The sequence below is a fragment of the Kitasatospora sp. NPDC001683 genome, from assembly GCF_053596495.1.
On record NZ_JBSFGK010000096.1, the window covers coordinates 1 to 15,873 of the forward strand.

At 72.3% G+C, this 15,873-nt stretch carries 15 protein-coding genes and 1 tRNA gene; 7 read left to right on the forward strand and 9 right to left on the reverse strand.

Annotated features, from left to right (window positions below; genetic code table 11):
* The 6 genes from ACWCYO_RS33615 to ACWCYO_RS33640 all read right to left on the reverse strand — a co-directional run.
* On the reverse strand, positions 1-167 hold a 167-nt coding region (locus ACWCYO_RS33615), incomplete at its 3' end, for a helix-turn-helix domain-containing protein (protein WP_449786334.1).
* Positions 168-283: 116 nt separating this feature from the next.
* Entirely contained in the window at positions 284-976 is a 693-nt protein-coding gene (locus tag ACWCYO_RS33620) for a hypothetical protein (protein ID WP_270143495.1), read from the reverse strand.
* Between the two features lie 38 nt (positions 977-1,014).
* Complete coding sequence (locus ACWCYO_RS33625; RefSeq protein ID WP_270143496.1) at positions 1,015-1,458, reverse strand: acyl-CoA thioesterase; 444 nt, start codon at positions 1,456-1,458, stop codon at positions 1,015-1,017.
* Positions 1,459-1,567: 109 nt separating this feature from the next.
* Positions 1,568-3,232 carry an energy-dependent translational throttle protein EttA gene (ettA, locus tag ACWCYO_RS33630; RefSeq protein ID WP_270143498.1) on the reverse strand — a complete coding sequence of 555 codons (1,665 nt, stop codon included), beginning with the start codon at positions 3,230-3,232 and terminating at the stop codon, positions 1,568-1,570.
* Between the two features lie 219 nt (positions 3,233-3,451).
* Positions 3,452-4,885 (reverse strand): Cys-Gln thioester bond-forming surface protein, encoded by a 1,434-nt coding sequence (locus ACWCYO_RS33635; RefSeq protein WP_270143500.1) that lies wholly within the window; start codon positions 4,883-4,885, stop codon positions 3,452-3,454.
* A gap of 353 nt (positions 4,886-5,238) precedes the next feature.
* On the reverse strand, positions 5,239-5,811 hold the full coding sequence (locus tag ACWCYO_RS33640; RefSeq protein WP_270150952.1) for a single-stranded DNA-binding protein: 573 nt from the start codon (positions 5,809-5,811) through the stop codon (positions 5,239-5,241).
* A gap of 654 nt (positions 5,812-6,465) precedes the next feature.
* On the opposite strand from ACWCYO_RS33640, the gene ACWCYO_RS33645 reads away from it, so the two are divergent.
* Positions 6,466-6,541, forward strand: a tRNA-Arg gene (locus ACWCYO_RS33645).
* 274 nt (positions 6,542-6,815) lie between these two features.
* Here the strand turns inward: ACWCYO_RS33645 and ACWCYO_RS33650 are convergent.
* Positions 6,816-7,427 carry a TetR/AcrR family transcriptional regulator gene (locus ACWCYO_RS33650; RefSeq protein WP_270143502.1) on the reverse strand — a complete coding sequence of 204 codons (612 nt, stop codon included), beginning with the start codon at positions 7,425-7,427 and terminating at the stop codon, positions 6,816-6,818.
* 78 nt (positions 7,428-7,505) lie between these two features.
* Here ACWCYO_RS33650 and ACWCYO_RS33655 point away from each other — a divergent pair, with 78 nt between their 5' ends.
* From ACWCYO_RS33655 to ACWCYO_RS33670, 4 genes are all read left to right on the forward strand, one after another.
* Positions 7,506-8,057 carry a GNAT family N-acetyltransferase gene (locus tag ACWCYO_RS33655; RefSeq protein WP_270143504.1) on the forward strand — a complete coding sequence of 184 codons (552 nt, stop codon included), beginning with the start codon at positions 7,506-7,508 and terminating at the stop codon, positions 8,055-8,057.
* Positions 8,036-8,455, forward strand: a complete 420-nt coding sequence (locus tag ACWCYO_RS33660; RefSeq protein ID WP_270143506.1) for a hypothetical protein — start codon at positions 8,036-8,038, stop codon at positions 8,453-8,455. Before ACWCYO_RS33655 ends, ACWCYO_RS33660 begins: the two co-directional genes overlap by 22 nt.
* 34 nt (positions 8,456-8,489) lie before the next feature.
* Positions 8,490-9,299 carry an enoyl-CoA hydratase/isomerase family protein gene (locus ACWCYO_RS33665; protein ID WP_270143508.1) on the forward strand — a complete coding sequence of 270 codons (810 nt, stop codon included), beginning with the start codon at positions 8,490-8,492 and terminating at the stop codon, positions 9,297-9,299.
* A gap of 185 nt (positions 9,300-9,484) precedes the next feature.
* Positions 9,485-10,087 carry a phosphatase PAP2 family protein gene (locus ACWCYO_RS33670; RefSeq protein ID WP_270143510.1) on the forward strand — a complete coding sequence of 201 codons (603 nt, stop codon included), beginning with the start codon at positions 9,485-9,487 and terminating at the stop codon, positions 10,085-10,087.
* Positions 10,088-10,091: 4 nt separating this feature from the next.
* Here ACWCYO_RS33670 and ACWCYO_RS33675 read toward each other — a convergent pair whose 3' ends face one another.
* Positions 10,092-11,318, reverse strand: coding sequence for an acyl-CoA dehydrogenase family protein (locus ACWCYO_RS33675; protein WP_270143512.1), 1,227 nt, complete (start codon positions 11,316-11,318; stop codon positions 10,092-10,094).
* Between the two features lie 185 nt (positions 11,319-11,503).
* On the opposite strand from ACWCYO_RS33675, the gene ACWCYO_RS33680 reads away from it, so the two are divergent.
* Complete coding sequence (locus ACWCYO_RS33680; protein ID WP_270143514.1) at positions 11,504-12,139, forward strand: TetR family transcriptional regulator; 636 nt, start codon at positions 11,504-11,506, stop codon at positions 12,137-12,139.
* Between the two features lie 146 nt (positions 12,140-12,285).
* On the forward strand, positions 12,286-13,770 hold the full coding sequence (locus tag ACWCYO_RS33685; RefSeq protein WP_449786331.1) for a cellulase family glycosylhydrolase: 1,485 nt from the start codon (positions 12,286-12,288) through the stop codon (positions 13,768-13,770).
* Here ACWCYO_RS33685 and ACWCYO_RS33690 read toward each other — a convergent pair whose 3' ends face one another.
* A complete protein-coding gene (locus ACWCYO_RS33690; protein WP_270143518.1) occupies positions 13,771-15,795 on the reverse strand; it encodes a M3 family metallopeptidase in 2,025 nt (674 codons plus the stop codon). It abuts the gene before it with no gap.
* Between the last annotated feature and the right edge of the window lie 78 nt (positions 15,796-15,873).

The window sequence follows — 15,873 nt, forward strand, 5'->3', positions numbered from 1 at the left end:
ATACCGGCCTCGCCCAGCGCCCGGTAGCGGTCCGCCCAGCGCTTGGCCGTGGTGGGTGAGACCTGGAAGCGCTCGGCGGCCCGCCGCAACGGCCAGCCGTCGTCGACCACGCAGCGGGCCAGGCGCAGGCGTCCGGTCTCGGTCAGCGGTGCGTTACGGTGTGGCATGAGGGCCTTTCTGGCTGAGGTGCAGATGTCGCAATCCACACCGAGCCAGAAGGCCCTCACTCATTTCAAGATCACCACGCCGTGAGCCCTGTCACCAACCTCCGTGGTCAGTACACCTAGCGCAGGGGGCTGAGTCCCAGGCCCGCGCCCGGCGCGGCCGCGGTCCGCACCACCACCGAGCCGGCCGGGGCGCTCAGCCGCAGCCAGCCCCCCGCCCGGTGCACCGAGAGCGGGGCGCCGGGCTTCAGGAAGCCGATCACGTACGCGGCGTGCACCGCGCGCAGCGGCAGCTCCGGCAGCACGCCGACCGGCCGGGACCAGATCTCGTCCGCCAGCTGGTCCAGCACCGCACGGGTGCGGTGGTGCGCCGGGACGGCCTCGCTGCGCTCACGGAACTCCCGTACGCCGGCCATCAGTTCCGGGTACACTTCGGCCGCCGGCGGGGCCCCGACCGGCCGCCAGCCGGCCCGCGGCGGCAGCAACCCGGCCCAGGCCGGGCCGGTCACCGGCCCGGGCAGTGCGACGGCGCCCGCCTCGGCGTCCACGCCGTCCAGCAGCTGGCCCGCCGAGACGGTCAGGTCGACCGGCTCGTCCAGGCCGCTCAGCCGGGCGGTGCGGATCGCCAGCGCGCCCGAGCCGCCCAACGGCAGCCGTCCGAAGACCGCCAGCACGCCGTCCTCCCCGGCCGGGCCGACCGCCTGCAGCCGCACGGCCGCCGCCTTGTCGAAGCGCAGCAGGCGCAGCAGGAAGGCGGAGAGGTCGGCGGCCTCACCGGTGTCGGTCAGGGCGAGGCGGGCGGTGATGGTCAACGCGGCTCAGCTCGAATCGGTTGGGGGTCCTGGGACTTTCAGACTGCCGCGACGGCCGGGGCCTCGTCCATGAACCGGGAGAGGAACTTCCGCTCCACCGGCGAGATCCGGCGCGGCCGGCCCTCGGCCAGGTCGTAGGGCACGACCACGGTGGAGGCCTGGACGTACACCGTCTCGGAGCCGTCCGGGTGGACGTCCTTGATGTCGTAGGAGACGGTCAGCGAGGCGCCGCCGATGTGCGTCACCCGGGTCTCGATGGTGACCGGCTCGGGCCGGTGCACCAGCGGGCGCCTGTAGTCGATCTCGTGGCGGGCCACCACCGAGCCGCCCGCGAACTCCCCTGCTCCGGCCTCGGTGGCCTGGGTGAACATGAAGTCGATCCGGGCCTCCTCCAGGTAGCGCAGGAAGACCGCGTTGTTGACGTGCCCGAAGGCGTCCATGTCGGACCAGCGCAGCGGGCAGGCGTAGATGTGGCGAGCCACGGGTGTTCTCCTCGGTGTCCGGTCGCCCGCCGACGTGTGCCGGCGACGGGCCGAGGCCCGGCAGGCCGCCCCGGAGGGCGGTCTGCCGGGCCGTCGTGACAGCTGGATGTCAGCCTCGGGTCAGCTTCTTGTAGGTGGCCCGGTGCGGACGGGCGGCGTCGGCGCCCAGTCGCTCGATCTTGTTCTTCTCGTACGACTCGAAGTTGCCCTCGAACCAGAACCACTTGCTCTCACCCTCGTAGGCGAGGATGTGGGTCGCCACTCGGTCCAGGAACCAGCGGTCGTGGGAGATGACCACGGCGCAGCCGGGGAACTCCAGCAGGGCGTTCTCCAGCGAGGAGAGCGTCTCGACGTCGAGGTCGTTGGTGGGCTCGTCGAGGAGCAGCAGGTTGCCGCCCTGCTTGAGGGTGAGCGCCAGGTTCAGGCGGTTGCGCTCACCGCCGGAGAGCACGCCGGCCGGCTTCTGCTGGTCCGGGCCCTTGAAGCCGAAGGCGGACACGTAGGCGCGGGACGGCATCTCGACCTGGCCGACGTTGATCCAGTCCAGACCGTCGGAGACGACCTCCCAGAGGGTCTTCTTCGGGTCGATGTTGGAGCGGGTCTGGTCGACGTAGCTGATCTTGACGGTCTCGCCGACCTTGACCGTGCCGCTGTCCGGGGTCTCCAGGTCCTGGAGCATCTTGAACAGGGTGGTCTTGCCGGCGCCGTTCGGGCCGATGATGCCGACGATGCCGTTGCGCGGCAGGGTGAAGCTCAGGTCGTCGATCAGGACCTTCTCGCCGAAGGCCTTGTTGAGGTTCTCCACCTCGATGACGACGTTGCCCAGGCGCGGGCCCGGCGGGATCTGGATCTCCTCGAAGTCCAGCTTCCGCATCTTGTCGGCCTCGGCTGCCATCTCCTCGTAACGGGCGAGGCGGGCCTTAGACTTCGCCTGGCGGCCCTTGGCGTTGGAGCGGACCCACTCGAGCTCTTCCTTGAGCCGCTTGGCGCGCTTGGCGTCCTTCTGGCCCTCGACCTTGAGACGGGACTGCTTGGTCTCCAGGTAGGTGGAGTAGTTGCCCTCGTACGGGTAGGCGCGCCCGCGGTCGAGCTCCAGGATCCACTCGGCCACGTTGTCCAGGAAGTACCGGTCGTGGGTGACGGCCACGACGGTGCCCTTGTACTTCTCCAGGTGCTGCTCCAGCCAGTTCACCGACTCGGCGTCCAGGTGGTTGGTGGGCTCGTCGAGCAGCAGCAGGTCGGGGGCCTCCAGCAGCAGCTTGCAGAGCGCGACGCGGCGCTTCTCGCCACCGGAGAGCTTGGTGACCGCCCAGTCGCCGGGCGGGCAGCCCAGGGCGTCCATGGCCTGCTCCAGCTGGGCGTCCAGGTCCCAGGCCTCGGCGTGGTCCAGCTCCTCCTGGAGCTTGCCCATCTCCTCGAGCAGGGCGTCCGAGTAGTCGGTCGCCATCAGCTCGGCGATCTCGTTGAAGCGGTCGAGCTTCCCCTTGATCTCCTTGACGCCGTCCTGGACGTTCTCCAGGACCGTCTTGGACTCGTCCAGCGGCGGCTCCTGGAGGAGCATGCCGACGGTGAAGCCGGGCGAGAGGAAGGCGTCGCCGTTGGAGGGCTGCTCCAGGCCGGCCATCATCTTCAGCACGGTCGACTTACCGGCACCGTTGGGGCCCACGACGCCGATCTTCGCTCCGGGGAGGAAGCTGAGCGTCACGTCGTCAAGGATGACCTTGTCTCCGTGAGCCTTGCGCACCTTGCGCATCGTGTAGATGTATTCCGCCACGTGAGATCGCTCCGGCGTCGTCGGGAGTAATTCGGCTTGCAGCCTTCCATTGTGCCGCACCCGGCCGGAAGCCCCGAACCGCCCGGGAACCCCCACCGGAGCGTGACGGAACGGGTCGGGCCCGAATGCCGACGGCCCGGCTCCCCGCAGCGAGTGCGGGGAGCCGGGCCGTGACCGAGCAGGACCAGGCGGTACTGCCGGCTAGTCCGTGCTACCGGTTCAGGCGGCGTTGCCACCGTGGCGGCCACGGCGACGCAGGAAGAAGACCGCAGCGCCACCGGCGATGACCAGGGCACCCGCGATGCCGGCCAGCAGCGGGGTGTTGCTGTCGGCACCGGTCTGGGCCAGGCCACCGGTACCCGGGGCGGCGCTGGTCGTGGACGGAGCCGGGTGGGCGGCGCCGGTGCTCGGAGTGCCCGACGGGGTGGCGGTGCCGGTGCCGGTCGGGGCGGTCGGGGCGGAGCTCGGGTTGCCGGTGCCGGTCTTGCAGTCCAGGACGCCCTGGAAGTCGCGGCTGTAGCCGTTCGGGCCGGTGACGGTGATCTTGTAACCGGTCTTCTCGGCGACCGGGACGAGCACGCTCTCGGTCTTGCCGGGCTGGACGGTCAGCTGCTGCTTGTTGACCGTGACGGTACCGGCCTCGTCACCACCGTTGGTGACGGAGACCCGCACACCGTTGTTGGCGCACTCGATCTTGGCGGTGCTGTCGATCAGCGCGCCCTTGCCCTGCTTCCAGGTGGCCTTGGCGGCGGCGGAGACGCTGACCTTGCCGGAGCCGGCCAGGATCATGGTCTGGCTGTGGTTGTCGGCGGTGTAGCCCTTGCTGAGGAACACGCGGCCGCTGGGCACCACGGTGGAGACGTCGGCCTTGAGGGCGAGCGAGCCGTCCGGGGTGCCGGCCGGAACGTCCACGAACAGCTGGGTGTCCTTGGCGATCGGGCCGGTCAGGGTGGCGCCGACCGGCTTGCCGTCCTTGTCCACCAGCTTGGCCTTGTCGGCGGCGTCACCCGTGACGGCCAGCTTCACCTCGTTGGCGCTGGAGTTGAGGACGATCGGGCCCAGCTTGCTGCCGGACTTGCCGGAGACGGAGTCCGGGGTGAGGCTCAGCGACGGCTTGGGCTCGGCGGCGATGCCCTTGTTGGCGCCGCTGATCAGGTAGTCGCGCAGCTTCGTGGCCGCCTCGCTGTGCGGAGAGGCGTCCTTGCCGTCCGAGAACTTCCAGATCGCGGCCTGGGTGCCGGCGGCAGCGTCCTCGGCGGTGAGGCCGGGGATGTTGAGGGCAGTGGCGAGCGAGCTCTCCGAGACCTTCGGGTAGGAGTTCTCCAGGATCCAGCGGATCTTGGAGGCGGGCTCCGCGCGCTTCGGGCTGCCGAGGGAGCTCGCCGACCAGTCCGCCTCCTGGTACTTGATCGGGTCCTTGGCGTGGATGTCGACCGGGAAGCCGAAGTCGATGCAGTAGGTCTTCAGCTCACCGTCGGCGGTCTTCAGCGTGAACAGACCCGCGTCGTAGGTGTTGCCGTCGACGTCGACCTTCTCGCCGAAGATCGTGTCCTGAATCACTGCCGAGGTCACGCCCGAGGCGGGGGTATCCGCCGCGGCCGCCGCACCGGCCGCGAACAGGCCTCCGCCCAGCGCAACGCTGGTCGTGAGCATGACAGTGGCTATGCGGGACAGACCCCGCCCCTGCCTCTTGAACATCTGGGATCCCTCCGAAGCGGACCGAACCGAGTGGGCAGCCCGCCGACTTGCCGTGCCGCGCGTGCCCCCTGTGGCACTGCTGCGGGTATGAACCAGACGAATCCTATTGAGCCCCAGAGGACTCGAAACCCCCATGCGAAATCAGGACGATTCCGTATCTGGATCGTTATCAACCCCCTCAGGATCCACACAAGCTGACACTCTGCCAGAATCGCTCATGACTTTCCGTTATCCGGTCGAGATTGCGCATGCGGGCGCAACACCCTTCTCGATCAACATATTTGTCGACAGAGAAGGTCATCGACCGGTCAGCTCGGCATCGCCCGGTCTTCACCTCCCCTCTCCCCCTCGGACACGCTCTCCTGCCGCTCCGTCACCGGCCCCGCACCCGGCGGCTCGAACAGACGGGGCGCCGCGGCCACCGCCGAAGCCCGCCGCGACTCCAGCGCGTTGACGATCCACCCGGGCACCGGCTCGCTCGCCGCCTGCGCCGCGGCACCCCCGGCCGCACTCGACGGCTGCTCGCGCACCCCCGTCGCCCAACGGAACGCCGAGGTGCCACGGGTGAGATCGTGTCCGACCGACCGGGCGTTGATCTCGGCCCGGCTGCGCTTCACCTCCCCCTCCGTCCACTCGTGCACCCGCAGCCGGCCGGTCACCAGCACCGGATCGCCCTTGGCCAGCGAGCCGATCAGGTTCACCGCGAGCGCCCGCCAGGCCGTCACCCTCAGCCACTGCGTCTCGCCGTCCACCCAGCAGGCGTGCTCCCGGTCGTACCGCCGCTCGGTGCAGCCGAGTTGGAAGTTCGCCATCGGCACCCCGCCGGAGGTTTCCCCGTAGCGCACCTCCGTCGCGACATTGCCCAGCACCGTCACGTGCATGTCGTTCACAGCACACTCTCCGTTCTCGCCGATGCACCGTACGGAATCGAGCGGTGCGAGTTGAGAGTGCGCCTTGGAGGAAATCCCGGCCACCGGGTTCCCAAATCCTGTGGACAACTCCTGGGCCGATCGGCAGGGTGAAAAAGAGCCGTCACTCACAGGGGTGAATTTCGGCCTCCGTGCACCGCCGAGCCGCCACTTCTTCGCGGCCATGACAACAAACCGGCAGATCGCGTCCCCGGCCGGAGCGCGACCGAAGACCCGCCGGGAACCGTCCGCGCACGTCATCCGACCGGAGCAAGCCGAATAGGACCCCCCACCCACGGCGGTGGCGGGGCATTCTCCGTGTCGAATCCATAACGGGTGAGGAGGCAGCCCCGTAACGACTAGACAACGTCCGGCCCGGAACTGTCCCAGACCGCTGCACGCACGGTCTTCACCTGCGATTATCGGACCGCTCCACCGAACCGACACACCAACGACGGTGTCGTCACACCCGGCCGAGGAACTGGACACCCTTATCCTGTCCCCGACAGGGCGAGGGCCCACCAACCCCCACCCCCACCCCTCAGGCACGGGCCGGACAACGCGCGCCCCCAGCGCTCGTCGCCCGAACCCGGCCGCGGTCACGCCCGCCAGGGCGCCGTCCGTCCCGCCCCCATAGCTCAGCGGATAGAGCACCCGCCTTCTAAGCGGTAGGTCGCAGGTTCGAATCCTGCTGGGGGCGCCACCCTGCAATTCCGCAGGCCATCCCACCCGTGAGCACTTTCCGTGGTCGTACCGGACCTCCGGGTAATCCAGCACTCGCTGCGCATAACCCGTGACAATGCGTGTCATGTCTGCCGCTAAAGGCGGGCCGGCCGGGAGAACCGGAATTCCGGGCGAATCCCCCACCCCCTGAACGAAACAGTCCCGCACCCGGGCGCCCGACCGGCGAATCCGGCAAAAGCCGGACAGCCGCGCGCCAGGCCCGGCCCGCCGGACCGGGCACCAAGGACCGGCCCTTAAACGGCCAGCCCCGCCAGATAGGCGTCGAGCAGGGCGACCTGCCGCTCGGCCGGGAACTCCGACGGGGCGAACAGCGACTGCACCACCAGCCCCAGCACGAAGGCCTGAGCGCCCGCCGCGAGCCCGGCGGGATCGGCTCCGGCCGGGAGCTCGCCGAGCCGCTGGGCGTCCGCGACGTGCGCCGTGAGGGCCACCCGCGAGCGGGCGTAGCGCCCCGCGTGCGCGGCCGCCAGTTCCGGGTCCGCCAGGGCGACGTCCCAGGAGCTGACCCAGATCCGGTTGCCGGCCTCGGTCGCCTCGTCCAGCGGCAGCACGTCGAGCAGCGCGGCCCGCAGCCGGGCCAGCCCGGGGGGCGGCGGCGGGGTGCCGTCGGCGGGGAGCATCCGCCGGGGCCGGGCGGCGGAGCGCCGGTCGAGCTCCTCCAGCGCGTGGCTCAGCAGCGCCCGCTTGTTCGGGAAGTAGTGGGTCAACAGGCCGGTGGAGGCGCCCAGTTCGGCCGCCACCGCACGCAGCGTCAGCCCCTCGAAGCCCCGGGTGGAGAGCACCCGCCACACCCCCTCGGAGACTTCCGAGCGGCGGGCGTCATGGTCTCCACGAGCTGGCGTCATGGGGGCTATCGTACATACCAAACGTTTGTTATGAATGATCTCGACAGCCCCGCCGCACCACCCGCGAAAGGCCCGCCCGTGTTTTCCGTCCCCCTCGCCGAGAACGCCGAACTGCGCCCCCTGGAGCCCTGGCAGGCCCCCGAGTTCCTCGCCCACATCGACCGCGCCCGGGCCCACACCGACCCGTGGATCCCGTGGGCCACCTTCTCCACCGACCTGGACTCGGCCCGGGCCACCCTGCAGCGCTACGCCGACCGCCAGGCCACCGACTCCGGCCGGATCTACGGCATCTGGCGGGACGGCACGCTGGTCGGCGGCGTGATGTTCGTGCAGTTCGACGCCAAGAGCGGCAACTGCGAGATCGGTGCCTGGACCGAGCCGGCCGGCGAGGGCGGCGGGCTGATCACCGCCGCCGTCCGGCTGCTGCTCGACTACGCCTTCACCACCCGGGGCCTGCACCGCGCCGAGTGGTGGTGCTCGGCCGCCAACGCCCGCAGCCGGGCCGTGGCCGAGCGGGTCGGCATGCGGCGGGACGGCGTGCTGCGCGAGTGGTTCCTGCACAACGGGGTCCGCCACGACAAGGAGGTCTGGGCGATCCTGGCCCCCGAGTGGGCCGCCACCCGGGCCTGATCACCCGGACGTCCGGCACATGGGCGGGGCCCGGTGGACTGCGGGGGAGTCCACCGCCCCGCTCCGCCGAACCCCCGCTCAGGCCGCCGGCACCGGCCGCTCCGCCCCGGCCCGACCCCCCGGCGCTGGGCCTGCGCGCCGCCGCCGCCTTCGACCAGCGCGCCCAGGCCCTGCTGGCCGAGGAACTGCGCGCCCAGGACCCGGCCCACGACGAGCGGACCGCCCGGGTCGCCGCAGCCCAGCTGCTCGCCGTCCGGCTGACCCTGGTCGGCGGCAACCACCGCCGGATGCTGGCCGGCGAACGCGCCGCCGCCCTGCCCGCCGCCCTGGACGAGGCCCGCCGCGCCTTCGCCGCGGTCGAGCACCGCCTCGGGGACTACTGCGCCGCACCGGCCTGAGAGAGTGGGCGCACCACGACCACCGGAGGTGCGCATGGACCAGCCGCTGCTCACGCGGGACCGCTCCGCCCTGCCCGTCCAGGCCGAGGGCCTGAACGCCTACGTCGGCGAGGACGGCGTCGCGGTCCTGGAGTTCGCCCGCCCGCACCGCCGCAACGCGGTGACCCTGGCGATCTGGCAGGCGCTGCCCAAGGTCCTGGCGCAGCTGGCCGAGCAGGAGGGCGTGCGCGCGCTGCTGCTCACCGGCGCCGGGAACACCTTCAGCGCGGGCGCGGACATCACCGAACTCGCCGAGGTGTACGGCGATCCGCAGCGCGCGGACGCCTACCACGCGGTCAACGTGGCCGCCGAGGAGGCACTCGCGGCCTTCCCGCACCCGACCCTCGCCGTGGTGCACGGCGCCTGCGTGGGCGGCGGCTGCCAGTTGGCCGTCGCCTGTGACCTGCGCTTCGTCGCGGAGGACGCCCGGCTGGGGATCACCCCGGCCAAGCTCGGCGTGGTCTACCCGGCGGTGCCGACCCTGCGGCTGGCCCGGCTGGTCGGGCCGGCCCGGGCCAAGTACCTGCTGTTCTCCGGCGAGTTGGTGCGCGGCCGGGACGCGCTGCCGCTGGGCCTCGCGGAGCGGGTCCTGCCGGACGCCGAACTGGACGCCGCCGCACTGGAGTTCGCCCGGCTGCTGGCCAGCCGCTCGACCCAGACCATCGGGGCGGTCAAGGCCGCGCTGGCCGTCCCGGCGGAGCGCGCGGCCGAGGCGCTGGAGCCGTGGGAACGGCGCTCGCGGGAGGCCTCGGACGTGCACGAGGGACTGGCCGCCTTCCTGGCCGGCCGCCCGCCGCGGTTCTGAGCTGCCGCGGCCTCCCGCGAGCGCCGTTCGGGCACGCTCGGACGCGGCACCGGCAGCTCACGTACGATCATCCGACCGGCGCCCGCGCCACCGCCCGTCGCCGCCGACCAGCGCCGACCAGCGCCGACCGCTGCCGCCGCCGGCGACCGCCGACCACCCGTCCCGACCCCGGAGCACCCACCCCGATGACCACCGAGGCCACGACCGCCCCCACCAGCCGGACGATCTGGGCCCGCCGGGTCACCGACGGCGTCGAGCCGAAGAACGTGATCATCGCGGTCTGCCTGCTGATCGGCGGCCTGCGCTACGGCTGGTCCGGCCTCGGCTGGGCCGCCTTCGCGGCGCTGTTCGCGGCCGTCGTCCCGACCCTGTTCATCCAACGGGGCATCCGCAAGGGCACCCTGGAGGACCGGCACGTCGGCCACCGCCAGCGGCGGCTGACCGTCATCCCGTTCATCATGGGCTCGGTCGCCGTCAGCTTCGCGGTGATGATCTGGGCCCACGCCCCGCGCGACCTCACCGCGATGGTGGCAGCGATGTTCGCCTCGCTGGTCCCGATCCTGGTGATCACCGTCTGGTGGAAGGTCTCGGTGCACACCGCCGTCGCCAGTGGCGCGGTGGCCTGCCTCGGCATCGCGCTCGGCCCGCTGTGGCTGCTGCTCTACCCGCTGGTCGCGGTGATCGGCTGGTCCCGGGTGGTGCTGCGGGACCACACCACCGCGCAGACGGTCGTCGGCGCGGTGGTCGGCGCCCTCACCGCCGGGCTCACCTTCTGGGCGGCCCGGTAGCCGACTACCGGATCGGCATCCCGGAGATCGCCCGGGCGATGACCAGCCGCTGGATCTCGCTGGTCCCCTCGAAGATCGAGTAGATCGCGCTGTCCCGGTGCATCCGCTCCACCGGGTACTCCCGGGTGAAGCCGTTGCCGCCGAGGATCTGCATCGCCTGCGCGGTGACGAACTTGGCCGTCTCGCCCGCGTACAGCTTGGACATCGAGCCCTCGGCGGCGGTGAACGGCTGGTTGCCGGCCGCCATCCAGGACGCCCGCCACACCAGCAGCCGGGCCGCGTCGATCCGGGTCTTCATGTCGGCGAGCTGGAAGGCCACGCCCTGGTTGTCGATGATCGGACGGCCGAACTGCTCCCGGGTCTTCGCGTAGTCCAGCGCCACCTCGTACGCGGCCCGGGCGATGCCGATCGCCTGCGCTCCGACGGCCGGGCGGGAGGCCTCGAAGGTGGCCATCGCCGCGTTGCCCTTGCCGCCGGAGCGCTTGACGCCCTCGCGGGCCCGGGCCAGCCGCTCGTCCAGCTTCTCCTTGCCGCCGAGCAGGCAGCTGCCGGGCACCCGGACGCCGTCGAGCACCACCTCGGCGGTGTGCGAGGCGCGGATGCCGTGCTTCTTGAACTTCTGGCCCTGGCTCAGCCCCGGGGTGCCCGGCGGGACGACGAAGGAGGCGTGCCCGCGGGTGCCCAGCTCCGGGTCGACGCTGGCGACCACCACGTGCACGGCGGCGATCCCGCCGTTGGTGGCCCAGGTCTTGGTGCCGTTCAGCACCCACTCGTCCTTGGCCTCGTCGTAGACGGCCCGGGTGCGCAGCGCGCCCACGTCGGAGCCGGCGTCCGGCTCCGAGGAGCAGAAGGCGGCCACCTTGACGTCGTCCGGGGTGCCGAACATCTGCGGCGTCCAGGTGCCGATCTGCTCGTCGGTGCCGTTGGCGAGCACCGCGACGGCGGCCAGGGTGGTGCCGACGATGGACAGTCCGATGCCCGCGTCGCCCCAGAACAGCTCCTCCATCGCGATCGGGATGCCGACGCCGGAGGGGTCGAAGTACTGCTGGGCGTAGAAGTCCAGCGAGTAGATGCCCAACTTGGCGGCCTCCTGGATGATCGGCCAGGGGGTCTCCTCGCGCTCGTCCCACTCGGCCGCGGCGGGGCGGATCACATCCGCGGCGAAGCCGTGCAGCCAGTCGCGTACGGCGAGCTGGTCCGCGCCCGGGTCCAGCGAGAACGTGCTGCTCATGGTGGAGCCTCCGCAGAAGGGTTACGACGCAGGGACGCGACTCAGGGCCACGACGGGTTCGACCGGGGACACGACCGCGCGGACGCGACCCACCGGGGTGTTACCCCGGGTAACATCATCGGAGTCTGCTACTGATTGGTAACCGATGTCAACGCCCAGCCCACCCAGAATCCGAGGAGCAGCGCATGTCCCGAGAGCCCCGCCGCGAGCAGCTGCTCAACGCCGCCGACCGGGTCATCCAGCGCGAGGGGCCGAGCGCCAGCATGAACGCCATCGCCGCCGAGGCCGGCATCACCAAGCCGATCCTCTACCGGCACTTCGGCGACCGGAACGGCCTGATCAGAGCCCTGACCGAACGCCACACCGGCGGCCTGCTGGCCGCCGTCCGGGCCGCCCTGGCCGAACCGCTGGAACGCCGCGACCGGGTCGAACACGTCCTGGACACCTACCTCGCCGGGATCGAGGCCCGCCCCCAGGTCTACCGACTGCTCACCCACCCCGAGCCGGGTGACCCGAGCGGCGCCGGCAACGCCCTCGCCCCCGCCCTGCGGCAGATCGCCGAGGAGATCACCCGGGCCGTGCAGAACCAGGTCGACCTCGGCGCCGACCGCGACCTGCTCGCCGAGGCCTGGGGCCGGGGCATCACCGGCATGGTGCTGGCCGCCGGGGACTGGTGGCTGGAGACCAAACCCTGCTCGCGCACCCGCATGGTTCAGGCCCTGGCCGACCTGCTCTGGGGGCGCCTGGCCGCCGCCGCGGACCTGCCGACCGCCGTCCTGCCCGCCGCCCCGGCCGAGCCGCCGGGCTCCGAGGCGGACTGAACTCCCCGCAGGCCGAACTCCCCTCGGGCGCACGACCCTTGGGGCACGACCCTTGGACGCATGACCCTTGCGCGCACGACCCTTGTGCCGCCCCCGGCGGCCCGGGCATCATCGGGGCCCCCAACCCCCGCCGTGCGAGGTCCCCGATGCGCCTGCGCCGCACCGCCGTTGCCCTGCTACTCGCCGCCACCGCCGCCCTGACCGCCACCCCGGCCCCGGCCACGGCCGCGGCCACGGACTCGGCCCCGGCCTCTACCCCGGCCCACGGCGGGCACCGGGCCGCCCACTTCCCCACCGGGACGGTCACCGACCCGGACGGCCGCACCGCCCTCACCGACGCCCAGGGCCGCCGGCTGCAGCTGCGCGGCTTCAACCTCGACAAGTACGCCGAGGCCACCCCCGCCGACCTGGACTCCGTCGCCGCCCAGGGCTTCACCCTGGTCCGGCTGCCGGTCTCCTGGACCAGGCTGGAGCCCGAACGCGGCCGCCTCGACCCCGTCGAGCTGCACCGGATCCGGCAACTCCTCGACCGCGCCGACCAGCTGGGCCTGCTCGTCCTGGTCGACTTCCACCAGGACGTCTACGGGCCGGAGTTCGGGGGCGGCACCAACGGCATCCCGGTCTGGGCCACCCGCGACGACGGACTGCCCTTCACCCCCGACCCGAACGACTGGTTCGCCGGCTACTTCCAGCCCGCCGTCCAGGCCGCCTTCCGCCACCTCTACGACGACCCCGACCTGCGCGCCTGGCAGGCCGACTTCTACACCCGGCTCGCCCGCGAACTACGCGGCCACCGCTCCCTGTTGGGCTACGACCTGTTCAACGAGCCGTTCGGCCCGGTGGACGGCGACCCGACCGACCCGGCCGTGCTCACCGCCGCCTCCGCCGCCCTGGAACAGGGCCGGCTCGCCGGCATGTACCGCCGCCTGATCGCCGCCGTGCGCCGAGTCGACTCCCGCGCCTGGCTGTTCGTCGAACCGACGGTCCTGGTCGGCCAGGGCGTACCGACGCAGCTGCCCGGCTTCACCGACCCCCGCCCCGGCGCGCCCCGGCTCGGCTACGCCCCGCACTTCTACGACACCGCGGTGGAGAACGGCGCCGACTGGAACCCCGCCGACGGCTTCGTCCAGCGGTACACCGCCGCGATCACCGCCTACCCCACCGCCAACCGGCTGCCCGTCCTGGTCGGCGAGTGGGGGCCGCCGAACTCCCGCACCCCGGGCAACACCCAGCTGGTCCGCCGGCAGGTCGCCGCGATGGACGGCTTCGCCGACGGCTGGACCATGTGGTACTGGTGCCGCGGCACCGGCGGCTACTGCGCGCTCGACCCGGCCGGGCACCCCGCCCCGGGCGACGAACCCGCCTTCGGCCCGTACCCGGTGGCCGTCGCCGGCACCGGCGTCCGCACCGTCGGCACGACCGTGCGGTGGACGGCCGACGGCAGCGGGCGCACCGGCGAACTCGTCCTGCCGCCCGCCGGGTTCCCGCACGGCGCCCGGGTCACCGTCTCCCCCGCCGACGCCCGGGTCGAGGTCGAACAGCCCGCGGGCGGGTGTGCGGGAACCGTACGGATCCGGCTCCCGCACACCCGCCCGGGCACCCCGGTGACGGTCACCCTCACCGCCGGGTGATCAGGCCAGCCCCCGGCGCTCCAGCAGCGGCCCGGTCTCCGGCGCCCGCCCGACCACCGCGCGGAAGGACTCCAGCGGGTCCCGGCTGAACCCGCGCGCCAGCAGCTCCCGCCGGAACAGCTCGCCGCTGTCCCGCACCGAGCGCCCGTTGGTCTCGAACCACCGCACGGTGTCCGCGTCCAGTACCTCCGACCAGATGTACGCGTAGTACGCGGCGCTGTAGCCGCTGGAGAAAACGTGCTGGAAGTACGGCGTGCGGTAGCGCGGCGGGATCGCCGGGACGGCGATCCCGGCCTCCGCCAGCGCCCGCGCCTCGAACTCCCCGGCGTCCGCGACCCGGTGGCCCTGCGGCAGGGTGTGCCAGGCCCAGTCCAGCAGCGTCGCCGCCAGGTACTCCACCGTCCGGAAGCCCTCCCCGAAGCCCTCGGCCGCGATCATCCGCTCGACCAGCTCGGCCGGCAGCGGCTCCCCGGTCTCGTGGTGGCGGGCGTAGTTGGCCAGCACCTCCGGCCGGACCATCCACATCTCGTTGACCTGCGAGGGGAACTCCACGAAGTCCCGCGGCACCGCGGTGCCGGCGAACAGCGGGTACCGCACGTCCGAGAACAGCCCGTGCAGCGCGTGCCCGAACTCGTGGAACAGGGTGCGCACCTCGTCCCAGCTCAGCAGCGCCGGCTCGCCCGGCGCCGGGCGCGGGACGTTGAGGTTGTTCAGCACCACCGCCCGCCGCCCGGTCAGCCCGGACTGGCCCACCAGCTCGTCCATCCAGGCCCCGCCGCGCTTGGACGCCCGGGCGTGGAAGTCGCCGATGAACAGGCCCAGCGGGGTGCCGTCCTCCTCGAACACCTCGAAGACCCGGGCGTCCGGGTGGTGCGCCGTCAGCTCCGGCCGCTCGGTGAAGCTCAGCCCGTACGCGAGCCCCGCGGCGAAGAACACGCCGTCCTTCAGCACCCGCTCCAGCTCGAAGTACGGGCGCAGCGCCGCCGCGTCCACCTGGTAGGAGGCCTGCCGGACCTTCTCCGAGTAGTACGCCCAGTCGTGCGCGGCGATCTCCCCGATGCCGTCCGCGGCCGCCACCCCGGCCAGCTCGGCGGCCTCCCGGCGGGCGTTCGCCACGGCCGGCTCCACCAGCCGGGCCAGCAGTCCGGACACCGCCTCCACGGTGCCGGCCGTCTCGTCCGCCACCACGTACGCGGCGTGGCTCGGGTAGCCCAGCAGTGCGGCCCGCTCGGCCCGCAACCCGGCCATCCGGATCGCCAGCGGACCGTTGGACCCGCCACCGCGGGCGAGCGAGGCGGCCAGCAGCCGCTCGCGTACCGAGCGGTCGGCGAGCAGGGCCAGTTCGGGCTGGTTGGAGGGGCTCTTCAGGCTGAGCACGTACCTGCCCTCGTGGCCGAGCACCCGGGCGTTCTCCGCCGCGGCGGCGATCGCGTCCTCGGACAGCCCGGCCAGCTCCTCTGCGGTGTCCACGACCAGCGCGGCGGAGCGGGTGGCGGCGTTCACGTTCTGCTGGAACGTTGTGCCCAGCGCGGCGAGTTCGGCGTTCAGCTCGCGCAGCCGGGCCTGCTCGGCCTCGCCCAGCCGGGCACCGGAACGGACGAACGCGGTGTACCGGCGCTCCAGCAGCCGCAGCGACTCCGGATCCAGCCCCAGGGCGGCCCGGTCCTCGTGCAGCGCCTCGATCCGGGCGAACAGCTTCTGGTCCAGGTGGATCGCGTCGTGGTGGGCCGCGAGCAGCGGGCTGACCTTCGCCTCCACCTCGTCCAGCAGGTCGGTGGTGTCGGAGGAGGACTGGTTGCGGAACACCGCGTCCACCCGGCGCAGCAGCTCACCGGAGCGCTCCAGGGCCACCAGGGTGTTCTCGAAGGTCGGCCGGGCCTCGGTGTCGGTGATCGCCGCGATCTCGGCCAGCTGCTCGGCCATCCCGCGCTCGTAGGCGGGCAGGTAGTGCTCCTCCCGGATCTCGGCGTAGGGAGGCAGTTCGTAGACCAGGGGGCTGGCCGCGAAGAACGGGTTCTCGGTCATTCCGCCGACCCTACGCGGTGTCACCCGGCGTGCCCAGGCACCCCTGGTCATCGTTGTCAGACCCACCCGTTAACGTCG